Genomic DNA, 22,316 nt, shown 5'->3' with positions numbered 1-22,316 from the left:
TTTCAAACTCTAACGGTTGCCATGGCGCTTATTCCGCTTAATCCCGCTATTTCTCCTTAGATTCAGGCAAATAACGATGCTTACAACCGTTAGAATCAAATATGGCCTGGCGGCCACCGCCATATATGAAAAATATGGGTTGTACACGCACTCACTTTATGAGGTAATAATTATAGGTGGATCATAGGTCGATTACATTTTGGAGAAACACTCCGTGTTAGAATCGGACCAATTGCAACCACGAGAATCGCCGATTGTTACCACGAGTACGAGTATAAAGTGTCATCTTTATACAAGGTTGCATGATCTGCTTAAAACATCCAGAAAGGAGTTGTTCGTTTTGGATGCGATTTTGGAACGATGTGCAGGTATAGATGTCCATCAGGATAATATCGTGGCCTGCCTTCTGTACGGTCCGCTCGACAAGAGACCGTCAAAAGAAATCGAGACATTCGGAACGACCACCAAGGAACTACTTCGTTTAAAAGACTGGCTCGAAGATCAACAATGTACCCATGTGGCCATGGAAAGCACCGGGGTATACTGGAAGCCGGTATGGAACATTCTGGAGGATTCTTGTAAGTTGACCCTCGCCAATCCGGCCCGCATCAAGAATGTTCCAGGCAAAAAAACCGACTATAGCGATGCCGAGTGGATCGCCCGGTTACACCGAAGCGGATTAATCGAGCAAAGTTTTGTCCCGAGCGTAGATATTCGCGACTTGCGTGACCTCACTCGATACCGCCGGAAACTCCTGCAGAATGTGACCCAAGAGAAGAACCGGATTCACAAGATATTGCAAGATGCCAATCTGAAACTCACCACCTTTATGTCAGACGTCTTTGGGGTTTCCGGCCGATTGTTACTTGAATCCATTGTCAACGGTGAAGTGCTTAATGAACGGCAGGTTCGTGACATGGTGAAGTCGTCTCTGAAACGCAAAGTTCCCGAACTTATTGAGGCGCTAAACGGCCGTTTACGCCTTCATCATCGGAAAATGATTCGAAGACATCTGGAGCATATTGCGTATCTAGAACAGGAGATTCAAGAACTGGAAACAGAAATTGAACAACTGACTATGCCTTATCGCTTGGAAATGGAGTTGCTGGACACTATTCCTGGGATCAAACATGATGCAGCGGCGAGCATCGTGGCCGAATTGGGTACAGATATGTCACATTTTCCATCCGATGCTCACCTTTCTTCATGGGCCGGGGTATGCCCAGCCAACCATGAAAGTAACGGTAAAAAAAACGAAAAAAGAACCAACGCGGAAATAAGGGACTAAAATCCGTACTTTGTCAATGCGGTTGGGCCGCCATAAGGGTCAAAGACTCCCGGATATCCGCTTTATATTACAGGCTAGTCAAACGAATGGGTAAACAAAAAGCCATTATAGCGGTTTCACATTTACTCTTACGGATCATCTACGTCGTCCTACGAGATAAAGTGCCTTACGAGGAACTGGGCGCAGACTATTTGGGTAAACGTGAAAAAACCATCGAGTACTGGATTCGAAAAATCAAACAGATGGGCTATGAAGTTGAACTTCATGAACTGAATTCAGTATAAACCCATATTATGGAAAAAAAAGAATCAAACACCCCCCCTTTTTGTTTCGACGCGCTTCCACACTTTAACGCGTTGAGTTATTTTTCGTATAAGAATCGCCGATTGTTACCACGAGTACGAGTATAAAGTGTCATCTTTATACAAGGTTGCATGATCTGCTTAAAACATCCAGAAAGGAGTTGTTCGTTTTGGATGCGATTTTGGAACGATGTGCAGGTATAGATGTCCATCAGGATAATATCGTGGCCTGCCTTCTGTACGGTCCGCTCGACAAGAGACCGTCAAAAGAAATCGAGACATTCGGAACGACCACCAAGGAACTACTTCGTTTAAAAGACTGGCTCGAAGATCAACAATGTACCCATGTGGCCATGGAAAGCACCGGGGTATACTGGAAGCCGGTATGGAACATTCTGGAGGATTCTTGTAAGTTGACCCTCGCCAATCCGGCCCGCATCAAGAATGTTCCAGGCAAAAAAACCGACTATAGCGATGCCGAGTGGATCGCCCGGTTACACCGAAGCGGATTAATCGAGCAAAGTTTTGTCCCGAGCGTAGATATTCGCGACTTGCGTGACCTCACTCGATACCGCCGGAAACTCCTGCAGAATGTGACCCAAGAGAAGAACCGGATTCACAAGATATTGCAAGATGCCAATCTGAAACTCACCACCTTTATGTCAGACGTCTTTGGGGTTTCCGGCCGATTGTTACTTGAATCCATTGTCAACGGTGAAGTGCTTAATGAACGGCAGGTTCGTGACATGGTGAAGTCGTCTCTGAAACGCAAAGTTCCCGAACTTATTGAGGCGCTAAACGGCCGTTTACGCCTTCATCATCGGAAAATGATTCGAAGACATCTGGAGCATATTGCGTATCTAGAACAGGAGATTCAAGAACTGGAAACAGAAATTGAACAACTGACTATGCCTTATCGCTTGGAAATGGAGTTGCTGGACACTATTCCTGGGATCAAACATGATGCAGCGGCGAGCATCGTGGCCGAATTGGGTACAGATATGTCACATTTTCCATCCGATGCTCACCTTTCTTCATGGGCCGGGGTATGCCCAGCCAACCATGAAAGTAACGGTAAAAAAAACGAAAAAAGAACCAACGCGGAAATAAGGGACTAAAATCCGTACTTTGTCAATGCGGTTGGGCCGCCATAAGGGTCAAAGACTCCCGGATATCCGCTTTATATTACAGGCTAGTCAAACGAATGGGTAAACAAAAAGCCATTATAGCGGTTTCACATTTACTCTTACGGATCATCTACGTCGTCCTACGAGATAAAGTGCCTTACGAGGAACTGGGCGCAGACTATTTGGGTAAACGTGAAAAAACCATCGAGTACTGGATTCGAAAAATCAAACAGATGGGCTATGAAGTTGAACTTCATGAACTGAATTCAGTATAAACCCATATTATGGAAAAAAAAGAATCAAACACCCCCCCTTTTTGTTTCGACGCGCTTCCACACTTTAACGCGTTGAGTTATTTTTCGTATAAATTTAGAAAAGGCTTTTTTTCGGCAAATAGCCGCTGCTACAACCGTTAGATTTCGGATAGCTTTCAGGGGAAAGCTTTAGCAAAAGTTAATACAACGCTAGTGCCCTATTTACCTCAAATCGCCCTGGATGAACTGGTTTAGAGCGAAATCTATCTAATCGCTCTGACGTAGAAGTCGGAATCATAAAAAGACGCCGTCCGGCGTTTTTCTTTTTTTGTGAGATGCGGCCATCCCTGTCTCCTCCTTCCGGTTTATACTTCACCCTGTCTGGAAATGCTAGAAAGAGAGACTATCAATCTATATGAGTTGAACTGAACACACGGCTGCCCTGATCCGTACAATTAATAGTTCAACTTATAAAGTATGGAAGGCGGGATAGAATGAAACAGATTATGCTGATTACCGACGGATGTTCCAATGTGGGGGAAAGTCCGGTGATGGCGGCGGCGCTGGCTAAGCAGGAAGGGATCACCGTCAACGTTGTCGGGATTGTCGATTACGGGACGATCGGGGAGCTCGGCAGCGTGGAGATCGCCGAAATCGCCAAGGCCGGCGGGGGCATGAGCCGGATTGTCGGCACGGAAAATTTGGCGCAAACGATGCAGATGATGACGCGAAAAACGGTGGTGCAAACGATCCAGCAGGCGGTCAATAAGGAGATTCGTCAGATTCTTGGCGATCAGACGGTGGGCGATTTGCCGCCGGAGACGCGCTCGCAAGTCGTCGAGGTGATCGACGAGCTCAGCGAGAGCAGCCCGCTGCAGGTCGCTTTGCTGATCGACGCCAGCGCCAGCATGAAGCCGAAGCTGCGCGCGGTGGAAGAGGCGATTCGCGATATGATGCTCAGCCTGGGCGCCAGAAAAGGGGAAAGCCGGCTGGCGGTGTTTCATTTTCCCGGAGCCCACAGCGGGGAAGATGTCGTTCTTGACGTGGATTGGACCGGCGATTTGGGGACGGCGCGGTCGATTTTCCAGCGTCTCGTCATGCGGGGGGCGACGCCAACCGGTCCGGCCATCTTGAAGGTGATGGATTTCATGCGATATGGTACACTGGATGGACATGGAAAGTCTTGGCGCGAGGAGACGGATGGAAGCGATGGCATTCTCGGAGACTACGTCGTTTAAACTGAATCTGCCGCAAGGGACGCGCATCAGCGGCCGTTGGAAGGGCGGCCGTTATGTGGTCCAGCGTTTGCTGGGCAAAGGGGCGAATGGGGTCGTGTACCTGGTGAAGCAGGAGAAAAACGCGAAACTGTACGCCCTTAAGCTTGGTTTTGACACACTGGACATCCAATCGGAAATCAATGTGCTGAAAGCGCTGCAGCGCCAGCGGCGGCGGAGAGGGGCCGCAGAGCGTGATCTCGCTTATCTGGTCGAGGTGGACGACTTCACCTACCGGGGCAGGGAGATTCCGTTCTACGTGATGCGGTATGTGCAGGGGGAACCGCTTAGCGCTTTTCTGGCCCGCCGGGGAGGCCGGTGGCTGGACGTCGCCGGTTACAATTTGCTGCAGCAGCTAAGGCGGCTGCATGGGTCCGGTTGGGTGTTTGGCGATCTGAAACCGGAAAACGTCCTCGTCGCCGCCTACGGCGAGGTGGAACTGATCGATTACGGCGGTGTGACCGCCATCGGCCATAGCGTCAAGCAGTTTACCGAGTGGTATGACCGCGGTTTTTGGGATGCGGGGAGCCGGTCGGCGGATCCCGGATACGACCTGTTTTCATTTGCCGTCGTATGCATCCACCTGCTGGCCGAACGGCCGCTCAAAAAAGCGGCTATCCAGCTGCCGCAAACACGCAGCCGCCAAGATCTGCTGGCTATCATCAACAGTACGCCGCAGCTCGTCCCTTATCGCGGTTGGCTGCAAAAGGCGATCAACGGGGAGTTTGCGGATACACAGGAGGCGTGCCGGCAATGGAAAGAGCTGGTTTCGGCAAATTTCAGCCCCAAGCGAAAGGCGAGGCCGTCCACACCGCGCTGGATTCTGGGCGCGTTTGCCGTGTCGTTGACTTTGCTGGCCTGTGCGCTATATTTAACGCTGCGGTTTTGATGGGAGAAGGGGTTCAAATGAAAGAACGAACGTTGCATCGCCTGGTGGAGTTGGTCCGGCGCACCGGGCGGCAGGAAGAGCTGTGGTCCCGCGGGGACCGGATCGTCGTGGCCGTGTCCGGGGGAGCGGATTCGACGGTTCTTTTACATATAATGAGGAAAATTGCCGCGGACGAGGGGCTGGAGTTGATTTGCGCCCACTTGAACCACGGCCTCCGCGGGGGCGAAGCGGACCGCGATGCGGACTTCGTCCGGGAGCTGGCGCAGCGGCTCGCTATTCCGTTTGAGCTGGGCTATGCCGATGTGCTTTCTTATAAGAAGGAATCGGGTAAAGGCCTGGAACTGGCGGCGCGGGAAAAAAGATACGAGTTCCTGCATCGCGTCGCCGAGCGGTACGGCGCGGCCTCGATTGCTTTGGGCCACCATGCCGACGATCAGGCGGAAACGGTCCTCATGCGTTTGCTGCGGGGGAGCGGTCTTTCGGGGCTGGCGGGGATGCGATTTAAGCGCCGGGAAAAAAATGTGGAACTCATCCGCCCGCTGCTGCGTATATACAAGACGGATTTGCTCCGGGCCTGCGAGGAATCCGGCATCCCATATATGACCGATAGCAGCAACCTGTCTACGGAATACACGCGGAATTCGCTGCGGCTGGATGTGTTGCCTTTTTTGGGGCAATATAATGATCAGTTGGCGGTATCGCTGAACCGGCTGGCCGAGGTGGCCTCGGCGGAGGATGATTTTTTGGCCATGGAGACGTCCAAGGCATATGCCGAAATCGTCCGTGCGGACAAAGGAGGGGCAACGTTCAAAATTGCGCCTTTTGCCTCTTTACATGTCGCTTTACAACGGAGGTTGATTAAACTAATATTAAATTATCTGCCTTTAAGCACGGAAGAAAGCGATTTTATCAAGATTGAAGCGGTTCGTATCGGGGCGGTTCAGGACCGGCCGACGACATGGAGCTTGGATCTTGGCGGCGGCTGGCGGGCCATGCGCGAGTACGGCACGATCCGTTTTGTCTCCGTTGCTGCGGAAAGTCAGATTCCTCACTATACATATTCAGTGGAGCAATTCCCTGCGGAAGTGACGATTCCGGGCGCGGGCCGGACCTTGCGGATCACGCGGCTGCCGGGCGGTACGGAAGCCGCTTTGGCAAAGGCAGCAAGCAACGATGAAGCCATATTTGATGCGGATAAGCTGGTCTGTCCGCTTACAGTGCGTTCCCGTCTCCCGGGAGACGCGATGAAAGTCATGGGACTAAACGGTAGCAAAAAGGTAAAAGATATTTTCATCGACGAGAAAATACCTCCATCCCTTCGCTCCCGCATCCCGGTGGTGACGGATGCCGACGGCCGGATATTATGGATTCCCGGCGTTCGCCGTTCCGCGCATGCCGCGGTGAGCCGGCACACGTCCGAGGCGCTGCATATGGTTTGGAATTAAATCGGCAAACCGGGCGGCTCCTTAAGGTTTAGCGAAAGACCGGCATTCATAGTATAACGTAGGAGGTTTACTTATTTTGCAGAACGATATTCAGGAAATACTAATTACCCGGGAACAGATCGAAGCCAAAGTCAAGGAGCTGGGAAAACAGCTTAGCGCAGAGTATGAGGGACGAAATCCCCTTGTGATTTGTATACTTAAAGGGGCCTTTATTTTCATGGCGGATCTGGTGAAAGAAATTACCGTGCCGATCGAACTCGATTTTATGGCGGTCTCCAGCTACGGCGCTTCGACCCGTTCTTCCGGTGAAGTGAAAATCATCAAGGATTTGGATAACTCCGTCGAAGGGCGGGATATCCTGATCGTGGAGGATATTATCGACAGCGGGCTGACGCTCAGTTATTTGATCGATGTGCTGGAACGGCGGAAAGTGAAGTCCGTGAAAATCGTCACGCTGTTTGACAAACCCGCGCGGCGCACGGTGAAATTGGAAGCCGATTTATCGGGATTTGTTCTGCCGGACGCTTTTGTTGTCGGATACGGTCTGGACTATGCCGAGAAATACCGCAACCTCCCATACATCGGAGTATTGAAGCCGGAAATTTACACCAGTTGATTTCGTCGTCCCGTTTCGGACGAAAGACCACCTCGCCTGATTTTTGAAATGGCGTGTGCGGCTATGGTAAAATAACTTAAGGTTCTGAGAGGAGGTAGGGGATGAGTCGGTTCATCCGGAATTCTGGTTTTTATTTGATACTTTTCTTAGTCGTGGTGGGCATCGTCCAATTCCTCAACGGCGGACAAGAAGCAACCGTCACCCCTAGTTACACGGAATTGCGCCAGCAGCTTAAAGATAACAACGTTGCTGAAATCACCGGTAAATTCGACGGTTACGCTTATCTGGTAACCGGTAAGTATAGAGATATCGTCGGAAACGAAAAGACGAAGAACTTCTCTCTCTATATTCCTTACGACACAAACGTCTTGAAGGAAATCACGGACTTGAGCGAGCAAAACGGCTTTGAGGTAACTTGGAAGAAGATGCCGGGCGAAAGCATCTGGGTCACCTTCCTGACCTCCATCGTGCCGCTTGCCATCATGTTCATTCTGTTCTTCTTCCTGTTCAACCAGGCGCAGGGCGGCGGCGGCAAAGTGATGAACTTTGGCAAGAGCCGGGCCCGTCTCTATAATGAAGAGAAGAAAAAGGTCACGTTCGAGGACGTGGCGGGGGCGGACGAAGAGAAGCAAGAGCTTGTCGAAGTCGTTGAGTTTTTGAAAGACCCGCGGAAATTTTCCGCCGTGGGCGCGCGGATTCCGAAAGGCGTATTGCTGGTAGGCCCTCCGGGTACCGGTAAAACCTTGTTGGCTCGCGCGGTAGCGGGCGAAGCCGGGGTTCCGTTCTTCAGCATTTCCGGTTCCGATTTCGTGGAAATGTTCGTTGGCGTCGGGGCGTCCCGCGTACGCGACTTGTTCGAGAACGCCAAGAAGAATTCCCCATGCATCATCTTTATCGACGAAATCGATGCGGTGGGCCGTCAGCGCGGCGCCGGTCTCGGCGGCGGGCATGACGAACGCGAGCAAACGTTGAACCAGTTGCTCGTCGAAATGGATGGTTTTGCCGGTAATGAAGGCATTATCATTATCGCGGCGACGAACCGCGCCGATATCCTTGACCCGGCGCTCTTGCGCCCGGGACGGTTTGACCGGCAGATTACCGTTGACCGCCCGGATGTGAAGGGCCGCGAAGCGGTGCTGCGGGTACATGCCAAGACGAAACCGCTGACGAAAGACGTCAAGCTGGATGTTATTGCGAAACGAACGACCGGATTTACCGGGGCCGATTTGGAGAACCTGCTGAACGAAGCGGCGCTCCTGGCGGCTCGGCGCAACCGGAAAGATATTTCCATGACGGAAGTGGACGAAGCGATCGACCGCGTTATCGTCGGTACGGAGAAGCGCAGCCGCGTGATCAGCGAGCGCGAGAAGCGGATCGTTGCTTACCACGAAGCAGGGCACACGATCGTCGGCTACTATTTGGAGCATGCCGACATGGTGCACAAGGTTACGATTGTTCCGCGCGGCCGCGCCGGCGGTTACGTGATTATGCTGCCGAAGGAAGACCGGATGCTCGTTACCAAAAACGAGTTGCTGGATAAAGTCACCGGTTTGCTTGGCGGACGCGTATCCGAGGAAATCTACATCGGCGAAATCGGCACTGGCGCTTACAGCGACTTCCAGCAAGCGACCAGCATCGTGCGCAGCATGATCGTCGAATACGGGATGAGCGAGAAGCTCGGCCCGATGCAGTTCGGTACTTCGCAAGGCCAGGTGTTCCTGGGCCGCGATATCGGGCACGAGCAGAACTACAGCGATCAGATCGCTTACGAAATCGATCAGGAAATGCAGCGTTTCATCAATGAATCGTATGACCGATGCAAAAAGCTGCTGATCGAGCATGAACGCGAGGTTCGCCTCGTGGCCGAGACGCTGCTCGAAGTCGAAACGCTGGATTTCGAACAGATCAAGCGTTTGATCGAAACCGGCAGCATTGACGGCGACGGCAGTGCGGAAGGCGGCAGCGGTTCTTCGGAGCCGGGCGAGCCGACCGTCGATAACATCGGCGACGTTCGTGTCCGCATCCAAGGCAAAACCGAGGATCCGGCACCGTCCGGCCCGATCGGGGATATCCCGAACGATGTGCCTAGCGGTACGGCGAACAATCGCACCAACGATCCGGTGGCCGATGCGCCGCAAGGCACTGTTAGCGATACTCCGGGCAAATCGGATCAAGGCGAGGCCGACAAAGGCCCCGACAACAACAACGGCGGCAACACGCCGACCGTGTAAACTTAACATTACAATGCAGCCCCTGGGGAACGGAAGGTTTCCCGGGGGCTTTTTTTAAAAATTAAAATTTTAACGAATCTCCCCTTTAACGGGGAATTTGCCTTGTAAATCGCGGGGATTCGGCGTTATGCTCGGCGCTCTGCCTCATTGACAGCGCCTTTCACCTTGTGTAAATTAGTTGGTAAACACCGTGTGAAATTTGATACGTTCTTGCTGTTTCACGCAGGATTGAGCATAGTAAAACGTCGATAAACCGCGCTATAGTCCAGAGGAAGCGTTAATTACAGGTAATATGGTGCGCGTTGGGGGAGGAAATCGGGTGGAGGCTTTAGCGCTGGAGCGGAAAGCGGAAATGAACCGGGAGCTTAAGGAACGGCTGTTCCAGCTCAAGAAGGAACGAAACGCAATTATACTTGCTCATTATTATCAACGGGACGAAATCCAAGAGGTCGCCGATTTCCGCGGCGATTCCTTTTTGCTGGCCCAAAAGGCGGCTTCAACCGACGCGGAGACGATCGTGTTCTGCGGGGTGCATTTTATGGGCGAAAGCGCGAAGATTTTGGCGCCGGACAAAACGGTGCTGATCCCCGACGAGCGGGCGGGATGCCCGATGGCCGATATGGTGAACGTCGACGGTTTGCGAAAGCTGAAGGCGCAGCACCCGGACGCCAAGGTGGTGACGTACATCAATTCCTCGGCGGAAATCAAGGCGGAGACCGATATCTGCTGTACTTCGTCCAACGCGGTGAAGGTCATCAATTCGATCGATGCCGACGAAATCATCTGGGTGCCGGACAAAAACCTCGGCCACTACGTTCAGCAGCATACCGACAAGAAGCTGATCATCTGGGAAGGTTACTGCAACACGCACGATATGCTGACGGTGAAAGACGTGGTGGAGATGAAGGCCAAATACCCGAACGCTGAGTTTGTCGTCCACCCGGAATGCCGTCCGGAAGTGGTGGCGATGGGCGATTTCGTGGGAAGCACGACGGCGATTTTGGACTACTGCAAAAACTCGTCCGCCAAAGAATTCATCGTGGGCACCGAGGACGGAACCGGGTACCAGTTGCGCAAGGACAGCCCGGACAAAACGTTCCATTTTGCCACCAAGTTTCTCGTTTGTCCGAATATGAAAGTCAATAATCTGAAAAAACTGGTTAAATGTCTGGAAACGATGCAGCCGCAAATTTACGTACCGCCCGTCGTTGCCGACAAAGCGAGGCTTTCTTTAGAGCGCATGCTACAGGTCAAGTAGCATGCGCTACTCTCTTGTTCAAGACAGGTGACGATAGTGATACCACAATATTTGGTTGATTTTGAGCTGGCTAAGCTCCCGGTGGTCGATACGGAGGTGATCGTCATCGGTTCGGGCATCGCCGGACTGTTCACCGCCATCAAGGCAAGTGAAAAATCGCGCGTAATCCTGATTACCAAAAAAGCGCTGCTGGAGAGCAACACGAGATACGCGCAAGGCGGGATTGCGGCGGTTATTTCCGAAGACGATTCTCCTGCCTCCCACCGTGAGGATACGCTGCTGGCCGGTGCGGGGCTGTGCTCCCGGGAAGCGGTAAGCATTTTGGCGAACGAAGGGCCGGACGCCGTCAAAGAGCTGATGGCGCTTGGGACAGCGTTTGATGTCGAGAATGGCCAACTGGCGTTGACAAAAGAAGGGGCGCACAGCCACCGCCGGATTTTGCACGCGGGCGGGGACGCCACCGGTTACGAGGTTGTGCGGGCATTATCGGAGCAAACCGCGGTTCATCCGAACCTCGAAATATGGGATAATCATTACGTGATCGATTTGATTACCGAAAACAACGAATGTCTCGGCGCGCTGGTGCAGCGCCCGGGCGGCGAGAGGATTTTCCTGCGGGGGAACGCCACTATCCTGTGCTCGGGCGGGGCCGGACAGCTTTACCGGTATACGACCAACCCGGAGGTCGCTACGGGGGACGGCGTTGCTATGGCTTACCGCGCGGGAGCGGTCATTCGCGATATGGAATTCATTCAGTTTCACCCGACGGCTCTTTGTTACCCGGGAGCTCCCCGCTTTCTGATCTCCGAAGCGGTGCGGGGAGAAGGGGCGGTGCTGCGGAACATCAAAGGCGAGCGGTTCATGAGCAAATATCACGAGCTGCTGGAGCTGGCCCCGCGGGATATCGTGGCCCGGGCGATCGTCAGCGAAATGGAGGCGGCCGGCGCCAACATCGTCTATCTGGACATTACGCACGAAGATCCGGAAACGGTCAAACGCCGGTTCCCGACGATCTACGAAACCTGCATCGGCTACGGGCTTGACCTGACGGCCGACTGGATTCCGGTTGCGCCTGCTGCGCATTATATGATGGGAGGCGTCCGCACCGGCCATCACGGCGAAACGAGCGTATACCGGCTTTTTGCCTGCGGCGAAGTGTCGTCAACCGGGGTTCACGGCGCAAACCGCCTCGCCAGCAACTCGCTTTCCGAAGCGGTCGTGTTCGGCCGGCGGATTATCGGGCGGATTCGGGAGCTGCCGCCGCTGGACAAAACCGGAGAAGGCATTGCCTATGGGGTGCAGCGTCAGGCTGCCGACGCGCCTTCGATCGCGGAGCGCCGCCTGGAGCTGCAAAAAGTGATGGTCCGCCGCGCGGGACTGCGCCGGACGGCTGCAGGGTTGGCGCAAGGGCTCGCGCAGCTGCAGCGCCAAGAGACGATTTTTACCCAGGCGCTGGATACGCGCGAACAATGGGAATACGCCAATATGCTGACCTGCGCGCTCCTGGTGACGCGCTCGGCGCTGGCCCGCGAGGAAAGCCGGGGCGGCCATTACCGCGAGGATTTTCCGGAGCGCAGCGACGGCAAATGGCGCAAGCATCTTTTGTGGCAGCGGGAAAAAGGAATGTTGGAGGAAGCAAACGATGATGTTTAACGGATATAACGAAGGGTTGATCGATGCGATCCGCGGCTGGCTAAGGGAAGATGTCGGGTCGGGGGACGTGACGACCGCCGTGACGATTCCGCCCGGGCATGAATCCAAAGGGATCATCCATGCCAAACAGGCTGGCGTGATCGCCGGGCTGCCGGTGGCTCGGCTCGTGTTCGAGTTGGTTGATCCGGGCCTTAAATTTACGGCGCATGTCCAAGACGGGCAATTTGTGGCCAAAGGAACCATTTTGGCCGAAGTGGAGGGCGGCACGCACAGCGTTTTGACCGGGGAGCGGCTCGCTTTGAATTTGCTGCAGCGTTTGTCGGGCATCGCGACGCGGACGAAAACGTTCGTCGATGCGCTTGAGGGGCTGCCGGCCCGGCTGGTGGATACGCGGAAAACGACGCCGGGCCACCGGATGCTGGAAAAGTACGCCGTCCGCGTCGGCGGCGGATCGAACCACCGTTTCGGGCTGTACGACGCCGTTATGATCAAGGACAATCACATCAAGGGGGCGGGCGGCATCGCCCAGGCGGTCAGCCGTGCCCGCGCAGCTATTCCGCATACGATGACGATCGAGGTAGAAACGGAAAGTCTGGAGCAGGTGGAAGAAGCGCTGCGGGCCGGAGCGGATATCATCATGCTCGACAATATGCCGCCGGAGCTGATGAAGGAAGCGGTGATGCGGATTAAAGCGCAGGCGCCGCACGTGAAGACGGAAGCTTCGGGCAACGTGTCGCTGGAGACGATCCGCGGCATCGCCGAGAGCGGAGTAGATATCATTTCCGTCGGGCGGTTGACGTATTCTTTTGAGAGCCTGGACATCAGTCTGGACTTGAACGGGAAAAAGGAGGGGTAAGCGAATGTTCCTTGTCGTCGACGTGGGCAATACAAATATCGTACTCGGGATTTATAAGGAACGGGAGCTGCTCCATCATTTCCGGATCGGCACGAACCGGCAGGCGACGGTGGACGAGTACGGTGTGCTGATTTACAACCTGTTTCAAATGTCCCGTATCCAGGTGCAAGACATCGAAGGGGTGATCATTTCTTCGGTGGTGCCGCCTTTAATGCATGTGCTGGAGGCGCTTTGCGAGAAATATTTGCGGCGCAAACCGCTGGTCGTGGGGCCCGGGATCAAAACCGGCCTCAACCTGCGTTACGAAAATCCGCGCGAGGTCGGCGCGGACCGGATTGTCAATGCAGTGGCCGCGATCGAGCAGTACGGGGGGCCGCTCGTCGTCGTCGACTTCGGCACGGCCACGACGTTCGACTGCATCGACGCCCAAGGCAATTATCTGGGCGGCGCGATCGTGCCGGGCATCGGCATTTCGACCGAGGCGCTGTATCAGCGGGCGTCCAAGCTGCCGCGCATCGAGCTGGAGAAGCCGAAAAAAGTGATCGGCCGCAACACGGTCAACGCGATGCAGGCGGGAATTATTTTTGGCTACGCCGGCCAAGTGGACGGCATCGTGGAACGGATCGCGGCGGAGATGGGCGCCAAACCGAAGGTCGTTGCGACCGGCGGTCTGGCCGAATTGATCGCCAGCGAGACGCGCTCGATTGAAGAGGTCAATCCAAGGCTGACCCTGGAGGGGCTGCGGATTATATATGAGCGAAATCAATAAGCCCGTGGTGGGTATACTTAATCGAAAGGGGGCTTTCGTAAAATGGATCAAAATGAGAAACAAGACCGGTTAATCCGCGGCATCGCCTTGGACGGCAAAGTCCGCGCGTTTGCCGTGCGGACGACGCGGCTGGTGGAGGAGCTGCGCCGCCGGCACGATACGTATCCGACGGCGACGGCGGCCTTTGGACGTACGCTAACGGCGGGGGCGATGATGGGCGCCATGCTGAAAGGCGAGGAGAAGCTGACCATTCAGGTCAAGGGCGACGGGCCGATCGGACCGATCGTGGTCGATGCCAACGCCAAGGGGGAAGTTCGCGGCTACGTGAAAAACCCGCACGTGCATTTGCCCAGCAACAGCCAGGGCAAGCTTGATGTACGGGGCGTAGTCGGCACGACCGGCTTTATCAACGTAACGAAGGACTTGGGGCTCAAAGAGCCGTATAGAGGGAGCGTTCCGCTGATTTCCGGCGAGCTCGGCGAGGATTTTACATATTATTTTGCCGTATCGGAGCAAACTCCTTCCGCCGTCGGTCTGGGCGTTCTGGTCGACGTCGACAATTCCGTCATTGTGGCGGGAGGTTTTATCATTCAGCTGCTGCCGGGTTTAACCGACCGGGAAATCGATGCGATCGAGCAGGCCGTTGGCCAGCTTCCGCCGGTGACGACGCTGCTGGATGAAGGGCTGGAGCTGGAGGAGATGCTGCTTCGGCTTGTTCCCGATTTCAAAGTGCTGGAGGAGATGGATATCGTGTTCTCCTGCAGCTGTTCCCGGGAAAGAGTGGAGAGCACGCTGATCAGCTTGGGCAAAAACGAATTGACGGAGCTGCGGGACGAAGGGAAGGATGCCGAGGTCGTCTGCGATTTTTGCAACGAGGTGTATAATTTCACTCCGCAGGATCTTGAGAATCTGATCGCTCAAACGGAGAAATAAACGGTATATCCTGTAATCATACGTTGGAATACTTTGCGGACTGGGTCAAAATGCCCGGGAAGCAAAGTATTTTTTGTGACTTTCTTGACAACACCGGTCGGGATTGTTAAGATAATAGTTATAAAACCAACTTATTTACTCGGAAATAAATGAAAGCGGATGGATCGGCATATCCTATAGTTTCGGATTGGCTTTCATTCGGCACAGTATGACATTGGGCAATATCATGACATCGGGTGGATCGCATCAGGGCATGATCAGGGTTATTTTTTTATCCAAAAGGGAGGATATTGAATATGGCAAAGATCGTAAACAATGTAACGGAACTGATTGGCGATACACCGCTGGTCCGGTTGAACCGGGTCGTTCCGGAAGACAGCGCGGAGATCTATGTGAAGCTGGAATACCAAAACCCGGGCTCCAGCGTTAAGGACCGGATCGCGCTTAGCATTGTGGAGGAAGCGGAAAAGGCAGGAAAGCTGAAGCCGGGCGGTACGATTATTGAAGCGACGAGCGGCAACACCGGGATCGGACTGGCGATGGTGGCCGCCGCTAAAGGATATAAGGCCGTTATCGTAATGCCGGAAACGATGAGCCTTGAACGCCGCAATCTGCTGCGCGCTTATGGCGCCGAGCTGGTGCTCACGCCGGGGGCCGAAGGGATGAACGGGGCGGTGAAGAAAGCCGAGGAGCTGCTGGCGGCCAATCCGGATTATTTCCTGGCGGATCAATTCAGAAATCAGGCGAATGTGAAAATCCACCGCGAAACGACCGGTCCGGAAATCGTCGAAGCGATCGAATCGCTGGACGGCCGTCTGGACGCGTTCGTAGCCGGGATCGGCACGGGCGGGACGATCAGCGGCGCCGGCGAAGTGCTGAAGCAACGCTTCCCCGACATCAAAATTTACGCGGTGGAACCGGCGGCATCCCCGATTTTGTCGGGCGGCAAACCGGGCCCTCACAAAATTCAAGGGCTGGGCGCCAACTTCGTTCCGGAAATTTTGAACCGGGAAATTTATGATGAAATCATTCATGTCGAAAATGAGGAAGCGTTCGAGCAAGCGCGCATCGTGGCGAAGGAGGAAGGCATCCTGTCCGGTATTTCTTCCGGCGCAGCGGTATTCGCCGCGCTGAAAGTGGCCAAACAGCTGGGCAAAGGCAAACGCGTCGTCGCCATCGTTCCAAGCAACGGCGAACGTTATCTCAGCACGCCGCTTTACAACTTTGAAGCGTAAAGCTCCGTCTGGAGCGCATAAGGCCCCGCCGCCGTCCTTGAAGGGATGGGGCGGGGTGTTTTTTTGCCAAAAGAAACTCATCCTAAAAATCGGCGGTTGAAGGCCGGCACCACTGGACCAACTATCCGTCGTCTCAACCCACGCTACCGGTAGCCGTCCTTCAAAAATAGCGGAACTTTAAGGTCTTATTATCCGGATATGAGGCTGTTTATCCCCATTAGCGGAACTTTTTGTACTTATTTTCCCGTGAATGATGGAGATCGGGGATGTTTTCCTGCGATTCGAGAAAATAGCGACATAATTTTCCTTTATTTCTTGTTCAATGGGGGATCTTGCCGGAATAACGACCTTTTTTGTTCTTATGTTTTTCGCTGGAATTAATTTTTTACAAATATATTTAAAATTGCAACGGTTCTTTAGTATACTAGCTACCAATAAACGCAATTTGTTCTGGAGGAATTGGCGGCTGATGATAGAGACGATAACGACATGGGAGCAGTGGCGGGCTTGGGCCGCGGAAGGGACGTGGACGCTGCTGCCGTACGCCGGGAAGGTCAAAGCGGGTGCGGCGCTGTTGCCGGAGGATTGGGCGGAGGCCTGGAAGCGGGCGCATCCGTATTCGTTTGTGCTGGAGAGCGGCAAGGGAGGGCGGTACACGTTTCTCGGACTGGAGCCGGTTTCGGTGATTCGCGGCAAAGGAGAGGAGGCGGTGGTTCTTGATATGGCTTCCGGATCTACAGCATCCGGGCCTACGGCATCAGGATCTGCGGAATCCGGGTTTACGGCATCTGGATCTATAGCATCCGGATATACCTTATCCGGGTCTATGGCTTCGGGAACGGCTGAGTTGAAGCTTCAGGGCAAGCCGCTGGAGCTGCTGCAGGCCTGGATGGCCCCATACCGGTCGCCGGCGCTGCCCGGGCTGCCCAAGTTCTGCGGCGGGGCCGTCGGTTTTCTGGCCTACGATGTTGTCCGTTCATTGGAGCGGCTGCCACAGCTGGCTAAGGATGATTTGGGCCTGGATGATTATGTCTGGATGCGTGTGGAGGAGCTTTGGGTCATCGATCAGGAGTTAGGGGACATATACTGTGTCGTTCATCGTGCGTGTCCGGGAATTGGAAATCTGCCGAGAGAACGGGGGGTGGCGGTAACAGACGGCGAGGCCGGGAGAGCCGGAGATCCTGTAGAACTGGCGGTTCTGTATGAGGAGGCGAAGCGGCAAGCGGTGCAAATGGAGCGGCGTTGGGCGGAGATTGTCCGGCTTGGCGCAGAGGCTGCGGACACGGAGCGGAGGAGCGGTCAGCCGGGCGGCAAACCTGCAGGGGGACAAAGCAATAGTGGACACTCCATAAGCGAAGGACGCGGCAGTGCAACCACCGGCAGCGAAACCACCGGCAGCATAACCACCGGCAGTATAACCCAAGGCAGTGTAACTTCCGTAATCACGCAATCCGGTAAAGCCTGGTTAAGCTGCGTACAACCCGGGAGTGCTCCGTACGGGGGCGCCCAACCGGACAGCAGCATCCGGCCCGTTACCGTGCCGGCCGGTCCGGACCCGCTCGAGGCCGATTTGGGGGCTGCCGGCGCGTCGATGACGCAGGAGTCCTTCGAGGCCGCCGTGATGCGAGTGCAGGATTACATCACGGCGGGCGACGTGTTTCAGGTGAATTTGTCCCTTCGGCACGCGTTCCCCATGCAGGGGACACCAGAGCAGGTGTATGAGCAGCTGCGGCGGTTAAACCCTTCTCCGTACATGGGGTTGCTCCGGTTCCCGGATTTTCAGCTCGTTTCCGCTTCCCCGGAGCTGCTGGTCAAGGTCGAGCAGGGGAAGGCGAGCACCAGGCCGATTGCCGGAACGAGGCGGCGCGGGCGAACGCCGGAAGAGGACCGGAAAATGGAGGAAGAACTGCTCACGAATGAAAAAGAACAGGCCGAGCATATCATGCTCGTCGATCTGCTGCGCAACGATTTGGGGCGCGTCGCCGATTACGGTTCGGTCCGGGCCAGTGAGCTGTTCGCCATCGAACGCTATTCGCATGTGATGCACCTAGTATCCGAGGTAGAGGCGCGGCTTGCGCCCGGCAAGACGGTTTATGACGTGATTGCGGCCGTCTTTCCCGGGGGGACGATCACCGGAGCTCCCAAGGTGCGGACGATGGAGATCATCGAGGAGCTCGAGCCGGTCACCCGCGGTCCTTACACCGGAGCCATGGGATGGATTGACTATAACGGAAATATGGAATTAAATATTATTATACGTACGCTTGTCGTGAAGGACGGCGTAGGTTATATTCAGGCAGGAGCCGGCATCGTAATCGATTCGGTTCCGTATCGCGAGTTTAAGGAATGCCATAATAAAGCCAAAGCGGTCGCTTTGGCGGTTCGCAATAGCGAGAACCGTCCGGGCAAAGCTGGGGACAGGAGATGAGACGAGACATGATATTGGTTATCGACAACTATGATTCTTTTACGTATAACCTAGTACAGTATTTAGGCGAGCTTGGCGAGGAAGTGACTGTCCGCCGCAACGACGAGATCGATCTTGCGGGTATCGAGGTTTTGCAGCCGGATCATATATTGATTTCACCGGGGCCCTGCACGCCCAATGAAGCCGGAATTACGCTCGAGTTGATCGAACGCTTCAAAGGCGTGATCCCGATTTTCGGCGTTTGCCTGGGCCATCAGGCGATCGGCCAGGCTTTCGGCGGGAAGGTGATCCGCGCCGAGCGGCTGATGCATGGGAAGACTTCCCCGATTTATCACCGCGGGGAGTCGGTGTTTGCCGGGCTGCCGTCGCCGTTTACCGCAACCCGTTACCATTCGCTGATCGTCGAACGCGAGAGTCTCCCGGATTGCCTGGAGATTACGGCCGAGACGGAGGAAGGCGAAATCATGGGGCTGCGCCACAAGGAATATGCCGTTGAAGGGGTTCAATTCCACCCGGAATCGATCATTACCGAGCACGGCCATCAGATGCTCCGCAATTTCCTGAGCCGGAAGGCGGAAGCAAAAGCATGAACTACATCGGGGTAAACGGAGTTCCTACCCCAGCCGCCGAAGCCGTGATATCCGTGATGGATCACGGCTTCATGTACGGTATCGGCCTGTTCGAGACGTTCCGGACATACGGCGGCCGGCTTTTTTTGCTGGAGCGGCATTTGGAGCGGCTGCGGGCGGGCTGCGAGGCGCTGGGAATCCGCTTTGACAGCGCCTTCGGAACAGCGGGCCCAGGCCGCTTTCGCGAGCAAATCGCCGAGCTGCTGGAACTGAACGGATTGGCCGAAGGGTACATCCGGGTTACGGTTACGGCCGGGGAAGGGCCGCTGGGGCTGCCTGCCGGCGACTACGGGGAGCCGGCGACAATTATCTATGTCAAGCCGCTTCCCGAACCGCCGGCAATGCTGTACACCGTCGGCAAGCCGCTCTGGCGGCTCGGGACGCGGCGGAACACGCCGGAAGGCGAGGTCCGCTTTAAATCGCTGCATTATATGAACAACGTATTGGCCAGACGCGAGCTTACACGCCTGGAACGGGAGGCGGGAGCTTCTGCTTTTGCGCCGCATAACGACACCCCGGGAGAAGGGCTGCTTTTGACGGCGGAAGGCTGGCTGGCGGAGGGGATCGTCAGCAATTTATTTTTTGTGCAAAATGGGAAATTATATACACCGGATATCGGTACGGGCATTCTGCCGGGAATTACCCGCGCCGTGGTGCTGGAGTTGGCAGCGGAAGGCGGACTTGAACGGGAAGAGGGATTTTACGCGTGGGACAGGCTGCTTGCGGCGGACGAGGTTTTTGTGACCAACTCCATTCAGGAAATCGTCCCCGTGACGGAGCTCGTTAGCCCTGAAATACCCGCGGTGAAGGTCGGGAACGGACGAATCGGGCCGGTCACGCAAAGCCTGCTGGACAAGTATCGACAGAAAGCGAGGGATTTTACATGAAGCCTGCGTTGCATCATCGGAGCTACCGGCTTGGAAGCGCGGAGCTTATATTGGGCGAACGGACGCTGGTGATGGGCATCTTGAACGTGACGCCGGATTCTTTTTCCGATGGAGGCCGTTACAATCGCGTGGACCTGGCTCTGGAGCATGCCCGCCAAATGGTGGAGGACGGGGCGGATTTGATCGACATCGGCGGGGAATCGACCCGTCCGGGGCACGAACCGGTGGATGAGCGGGAAGAGCTTGAACGGGTCATTCCTGTCGTTGAAGCACTGCGCCGCGAACTGCCGCGGGTGCCGCTCTCCATAGACACGTATAAAGCGCGGGTGGCCCGGGAAGCGCTGCAGGCAGGGGCCCATATTATCAACGATGTCTGGGGCTTTAAAGCGGACCAGCAAATGGCCCAGGTGGCGGCGGAATTCGCTTGCCCCGTTATTTTGATGCACAACCGCCACGAGCGGAATTACCGCGATTTGCTGCAGGATGTGGCTGCGGATTTGCGGGAATGCGTGGAGCTTGCCCGTAATGCGGGGATCAGCGATGACAAGATCATTCTCGATCCGGGAATCGGGTTTGCCAAGGATTATACGGAAAATTTGCGCGTGATGCAGGCCCTGGATGAACTGGTCCGCTTGGGGTATCCGCTGCTGCTCGGCACCTCCCGCAAAAGATTTATCCGCACGGCCCTGGATTTGCCGGTGGACCAAGTGGTTCTCGGAACCGCGGCCACCGTGGCGCTGGGCATCGCGCAGGGCTGCCAGATCGTCCGCGTTCACGACGTCAAGGAGATCAAACGGACCGTGCAAATGTGCGACGCGATTGTTTATGCTTGAACCTAACCTTAAACATACCACATACAAGGTGGCTTATTTTCCAGTAAAGGGAGTATAATGAATGGATAAAATGGTGCTGCGGGGCATGGAATACTACGGATATCACGGGGTGTTCGCGGAAGAACGGAAGTTGGGCCAGCGTTTTTACGTCGATCTCGAGCTGGAGCTGGATTTGCGGGAGGCGGGAGCCGGCGACGATCTGTCGAAAACGGTAAATTATGCCGAGGTCCATGAGCTCGTCCAAGGAATTGTCCAGCAAAAAAGCTTCAAATTAATCGAGGCGTTAGCCGAGCATATTGCATCCTCCGTTTTGGACACTTATACTATGGTAGATGCCTTAACGGTAAAGGTAACGAAACCGCATCCTCCGTTTGATATTCATTTTGAAGGCGTGACGGTGGAGTTGTACCGTTCCAGAAAGTGAGAAGCCGTTTATGAACACAACATCTCCCTCTGACGTTTCAGAGGCTTATATTGCTTTGGGGGCTAATCTGGGCGACCGCGAAGCGACTTTGACGCAGGCGATTGCGGAGCTTCAGAAGCATCCCGCGATTGAGGTGCTGCGCTGCTCGAACCTGTACGAGACCGATCCGGTCGGATATTTGGATCAGCCTTGTTTTTTGAACATGGCGCTGGCGCTGAAAACGACGCTGGACCCGGAACAGCTGCTCTCGGAAATGCTGGACATCGAGCTTCGGCTCGGACGGGAGCGCAAAGTCCGGTTTGGTCCACGCACGGTGGATCTTGATTTACTGTGGGTCGAAGGCAGGGAAATGAATACGCCGCTGCTTACTTTGCCGCATCCGCGGATGATGGAAAGGGCGTTTGTGCTGATTCCCCTTGCCGATATCGTCCCAAAAGGGGAATCCTCCGGGCTTTATGAGCGCATGCAGGCGGCCTTGGACACCATAGATGGAAAGGAAGGCGTCCGATTTTGGAAAACCTACACCTGGCACAGCGCATCCGCGCTTTCCGAAAACTGAAAGGCTTGACGCAACAGCAGCTTGCCGAGAAAACCGGCGTATCTCTCGCGGTCCTTGGGGCTGTCGAACGGGGCAACCGCCGGCCGGATGAGCAAATTTTACAAAAAATTGCCGATGCCCTGAACGTTGAGTTGGCTGAGCTGACGGCGGAAGGATAGATTGAAGGGGGTGTTTAAAAAGTCCGCTTTTGATCACGAAGTAAATTCAAGAAGTAATTCGGCATCGAATCTTGAATTCAGCCGGGCCAATCATATGCTTACGAAGTATGTTTCCTACGGAAACATTTCAGGTGCGCACGTGCCCAAAACGTACGCTCTGCTCCTCGGTCCCGGCTTCATCCGACCTAAAGCGTTTTGAAAAAACGCACATCGGAAGCATAAGCTTCGGTGCTGAAAACCGGACTTTTTGAACACGCATTTGAAGTGA

Annotated in this window: 20 protein-coding genes; all 20 read left to right on the top strand. The window is 54.8% G+C overall.

Translation table 11 applies throughout. The annotated features are described in order from the left end of the window. Nucleotides 1-340: 340 nt before the first annotated feature. The 20 genes from NYE74_RS02835 (at nt 341) to NYE74_RS02740 (ending at nt 22,048) form a co-directional block, all read left to right on the top strand. Complete coding sequence (locus tag NYE74_RS02835; protein WP_249732660.1) at nt 341-1,288, top strand: IS110 family transposase; 948 nt, start codon at nt 341-343, stop codon at nt 1,286-1,288. 472 nt (nt 1,289-1,760) lie between these two features. Continuing rightward, on the top strand, nt 1,761-2,708 hold the full coding sequence (locus NYE74_RS02830) for an IS110 family transposase (protein WP_249732660.1): 948 nt from the start codon (nt 1,761-1,763) through the stop codon (nt 2,706-2,708). A 757-nt stretch (nt 2,709-3,465) separates the two neighbouring features. After that, nucleotides 3,466-4,209: a VWA domain-containing protein gene (locus tag NYE74_RS02825; protein WP_036618092.1), complete on the top strand. Its 744-nt coding sequence runs from the start codon at nt 3,466-3,468 to the stop codon at nt 4,207-4,209. After that, a complete protein-coding gene (locus tag NYE74_RS02820; RefSeq protein ID WP_340923949.1) occupies nt 4,181-5,134 on the top strand; it encodes a serine/threonine protein kinase in 954 nt (317 codons plus the stop codon). Before NYE74_RS02825 ends, NYE74_RS02820 begins: the two co-directional genes overlap by 29 nt. Nucleotides 5,135-5,151: 17 nt before the next feature. Next, entirely contained in the window at nt 5,152-6,579 is a 1,428-nt protein-coding gene (tilS, locus tag NYE74_RS02815) for a tRNA lysidine(34) synthetase TilS (protein ID WP_270620251.1), read from the top strand. Nucleotides 6,580-6,655: 76 nt separating this feature from the next. Then, entirely contained in the window at nt 6,656-7,195 is a 540-nt protein-coding gene (gene hpt / locus NYE74_RS02810; RefSeq protein ID WP_036618088.1) for a hypoxanthine phosphoribosyltransferase, read from the top strand. Between the two features lie 101 nt (nt 7,196-7,296). Then, a complete protein-coding gene (ftsH, locus tag NYE74_RS02805) occupies nt 7,297-9,426 on the top strand; it encodes an ATP-dependent zinc metalloprotease FtsH (protein WP_341004573.1) in 2,130 nt (709 codons plus the stop codon). 319 nt (nt 9,427-9,745) lie between these two features. After that, complete coding sequence (gene nadA, locus NYE74_RS02800; RefSeq protein WP_036618086.1) at nt 9,746-10,684, top strand: quinolinate synthase NadA; 939 nt, start codon at nt 9,746-9,748, stop codon at nt 10,682-10,684. 36 nt (nt 10,685-10,720) lie between these two features. Beyond that, a complete protein-coding gene (nadB, locus tag NYE74_RS02795; RefSeq protein WP_036618085.1) occupies nt 10,721-12,337 on the top strand; it encodes an L-aspartate oxidase in 1,617 nt (538 codons plus the stop codon). Continuing rightward, a complete protein-coding gene (nadC, locus tag NYE74_RS02790) occupies nt 12,327-13,193 on the top strand; it encodes a carboxylating nicotinate-nucleotide diphosphorylase (RefSeq protein ID WP_036618084.1) in 867 nt (288 codons plus the stop codon). The genes nadB and nadC overlap by 11 nt, the downstream gene beginning before the upstream one ends. Nucleotides 13,194-13,197: 4 nt before the next feature. Further along, nucleotides 13,198-13,962: a type III pantothenate kinase gene (locus NYE74_RS02785; RefSeq protein WP_155621552.1), complete on the top strand. Its 765-nt coding sequence runs from the start codon at nt 13,198-13,200 to the stop codon at nt 13,960-13,962. Nucleotides 13,963-14,004: 42 nt separating this feature from the next. After that, nucleotides 14,005-14,895, top strand: a complete 891-nt coding sequence (gene hslO / locus NYE74_RS02780; protein ID WP_213511328.1) for an Hsp33 family molecular chaperone HslO — start codon at nt 14,005-14,007, stop codon at nt 14,893-14,895. A 296-nt stretch (nt 14,896-15,191) separates the two neighbouring features. Beyond that, nucleotides 15,192-16,130 (top strand): cysteine synthase A, encoded by a 939-nt coding sequence (gene cysK / locus NYE74_RS02775; protein WP_124333520.1) that lies wholly within the window; start codon nt 15,192-15,194, stop codon nt 16,128-16,130. Nucleotides 16,131-16,599: 469 nt separating this feature from the next. Beyond that, the gene (locus tag NYE74_RS02770; RefSeq protein ID WP_227873002.1) at nt 16,600-18,558 is read left to right on the top strand and encodes an anthranilate synthase component I family protein; all 1,959 of its coding nucleotides are present in this window, start codon (nt 16,600-16,602) and stop codon (nt 18,556-18,558) included. An 8-nt stretch (nt 18,559-18,566) separates the two neighbouring features. Next, nucleotides 18,567-19,148: an aminodeoxychorismate/anthranilate synthase component II gene (gene pabA, locus NYE74_RS02765; protein ID WP_124333519.1), complete on the top strand. Its 582-nt coding sequence runs from the start codon at nt 18,567-18,569 to the stop codon at nt 19,146-19,148. After that, a complete protein-coding gene (locus NYE74_RS02760) occupies nt 19,145-20,074 on the top strand; it encodes an aminotransferase class IV (protein ID WP_036618073.1) in 930 nt (309 codons plus the stop codon). Before pabA ends, NYE74_RS02760 begins: the two co-directional genes overlap by 4 nt. Continuing rightward, nucleotides 20,071-20,907, top strand: coding sequence for a dihydropteroate synthase (folP, locus tag NYE74_RS02755; protein ID WP_124333518.1), 837 nt, complete (start codon nt 20,071-20,073; stop codon nt 20,905-20,907). Before NYE74_RS02760 ends, folP begins: the two co-directional genes overlap by 4 nt. A 61-nt stretch (nt 20,908-20,968) precedes the next feature. Continuing rightward, complete coding sequence (folB, locus tag NYE74_RS02750) at nt 20,969-21,331, top strand: dihydroneopterin aldolase (RefSeq protein WP_036618069.1); 363 nt, start codon at nt 20,969-20,971, stop codon at nt 21,329-21,331. Between the two features lie 10 nt (nt 21,332-21,341). Then, nucleotides 21,342-21,890 carry a 2-amino-4-hydroxy-6-hydroxymethyldihydropteridine diphosphokinase gene (folK, locus tag NYE74_RS02745; protein WP_036618067.1) on the top strand — a complete coding sequence of 183 codons (549 nt, stop codon included), beginning with the start codon at nt 21,342-21,344 and terminating at the stop codon, nt 21,888-21,890. Next, on the top strand, nt 21,842-22,048 hold the full coding sequence (locus NYE74_RS02740) for a helix-turn-helix domain-containing protein (protein ID WP_082207598.1): 207 nt from the start codon (nt 21,842-21,844) through the stop codon (nt 22,046-22,048). The genes folK and NYE74_RS02740 overlap by 49 nt, the downstream gene beginning before the upstream one ends. The last annotated feature ends 268 nt before the right edge of the window (nt 22,049-22,316 follow it).

Source organism: Paenibacillus sp. FSL P4-0127 (assembly GCF_038007325.1).
Lineage (GTDB): Bacteria > Bacillota > Bacilli > Paenibacillales > Paenibacillaceae > Fontibacillus > Fontibacillus macerans.
Note: the sequence above shows the minus strand (reverse complement) of the source record. Positions and strands in the feature narration are given on the sequence as shown.

Bases quoted from the DNA above. Each gene is read 5' to 3' on its own strand.
- NYE74_RS02825 (WP_036618092.1), top strand. From the start codon at position 3,466: ATGAAACAGATTATGCTGATTACCGACGGATGTTCCAATGTGGGGGAA.
- folB (WP_036618069.1), top strand. From the start codon at position 20,969: ATGGATAAAATGGTGCTGCGGGGCATGGAATACTACGGATATCACGGG.
- folP (WP_124333518.1), top strand. From the start codon at position 20,071: ATGAAGCCTGCGTTGCATCATCGGAGCTACCGGCTTGGAAGCGCGGAG.
- cysK (WP_124333520.1), top strand. From the start codon at position 15,192: ATGGCAAAGATCGTAAACAATGTAACGGAACTGATTGGCGATACACCG.
- folK (WP_036618067.1), top strand. From the start codon at position 21,342: ATGAACACAACATCTCCCTCTGACGTTTCAGAGGCTTATATTGCTTTG.
- NYE74_RS02760 (WP_036618073.1), top strand. From the start codon at position 19,145: ATGAACTACATCGGGGTAAACGGAGTTCCTACCCCAGCCGCCGAAGCC.
- NYE74_RS02820 (WP_340923949.1), top strand. From the start codon at position 4,181: ATGGCATTCTCGGAGACTACGTCGTTTAAACTGAATCTGCCGCAAGGG.
- NYE74_RS02785 (WP_155621552.1), top strand. From the start codon at position 13,198: ATGTTCCTTGTCGTCGACGTGGGCAATACAAATATCGTACTCGGGATT.
- tilS (WP_270620251.1), top strand. From the start codon at position 5,152: ATGAAAGAACGAACGTTGCATCGCCTGGTGGAGTTGGTCCGGCGCACC.
- hslO (WP_213511328.1), top strand. From the start codon at position 14,005: ATGGATCAAAATGAGAAACAAGACCGGTTAATCCGCGGCATCGCCTTG.
- pabA (WP_124333519.1), top strand. From the start codon at position 18,567: ATGATATTGGTTATCGACAACTATGATTCTTTTACGTATAACCTAGTA.
- nadC (WP_036618084.1), top strand. From the start codon at position 12,327: ATGATGTTTAACGGATATAACGAAGGGTTGATCGATGCGATCCGCGGC.
- ftsH (WP_341004573.1), top strand. From the start codon at position 7,297: ATGAGTCGGTTCATCCGGAATTCTGGTTTTTATTTGATACTTTTCTTA.
- NYE74_RS02770 (WP_227873002.1), top strand. From the start codon at position 16,600: ATGATAGAGACGATAACGACATGGGAGCAGTGGCGGGCTTGGGCCGCG.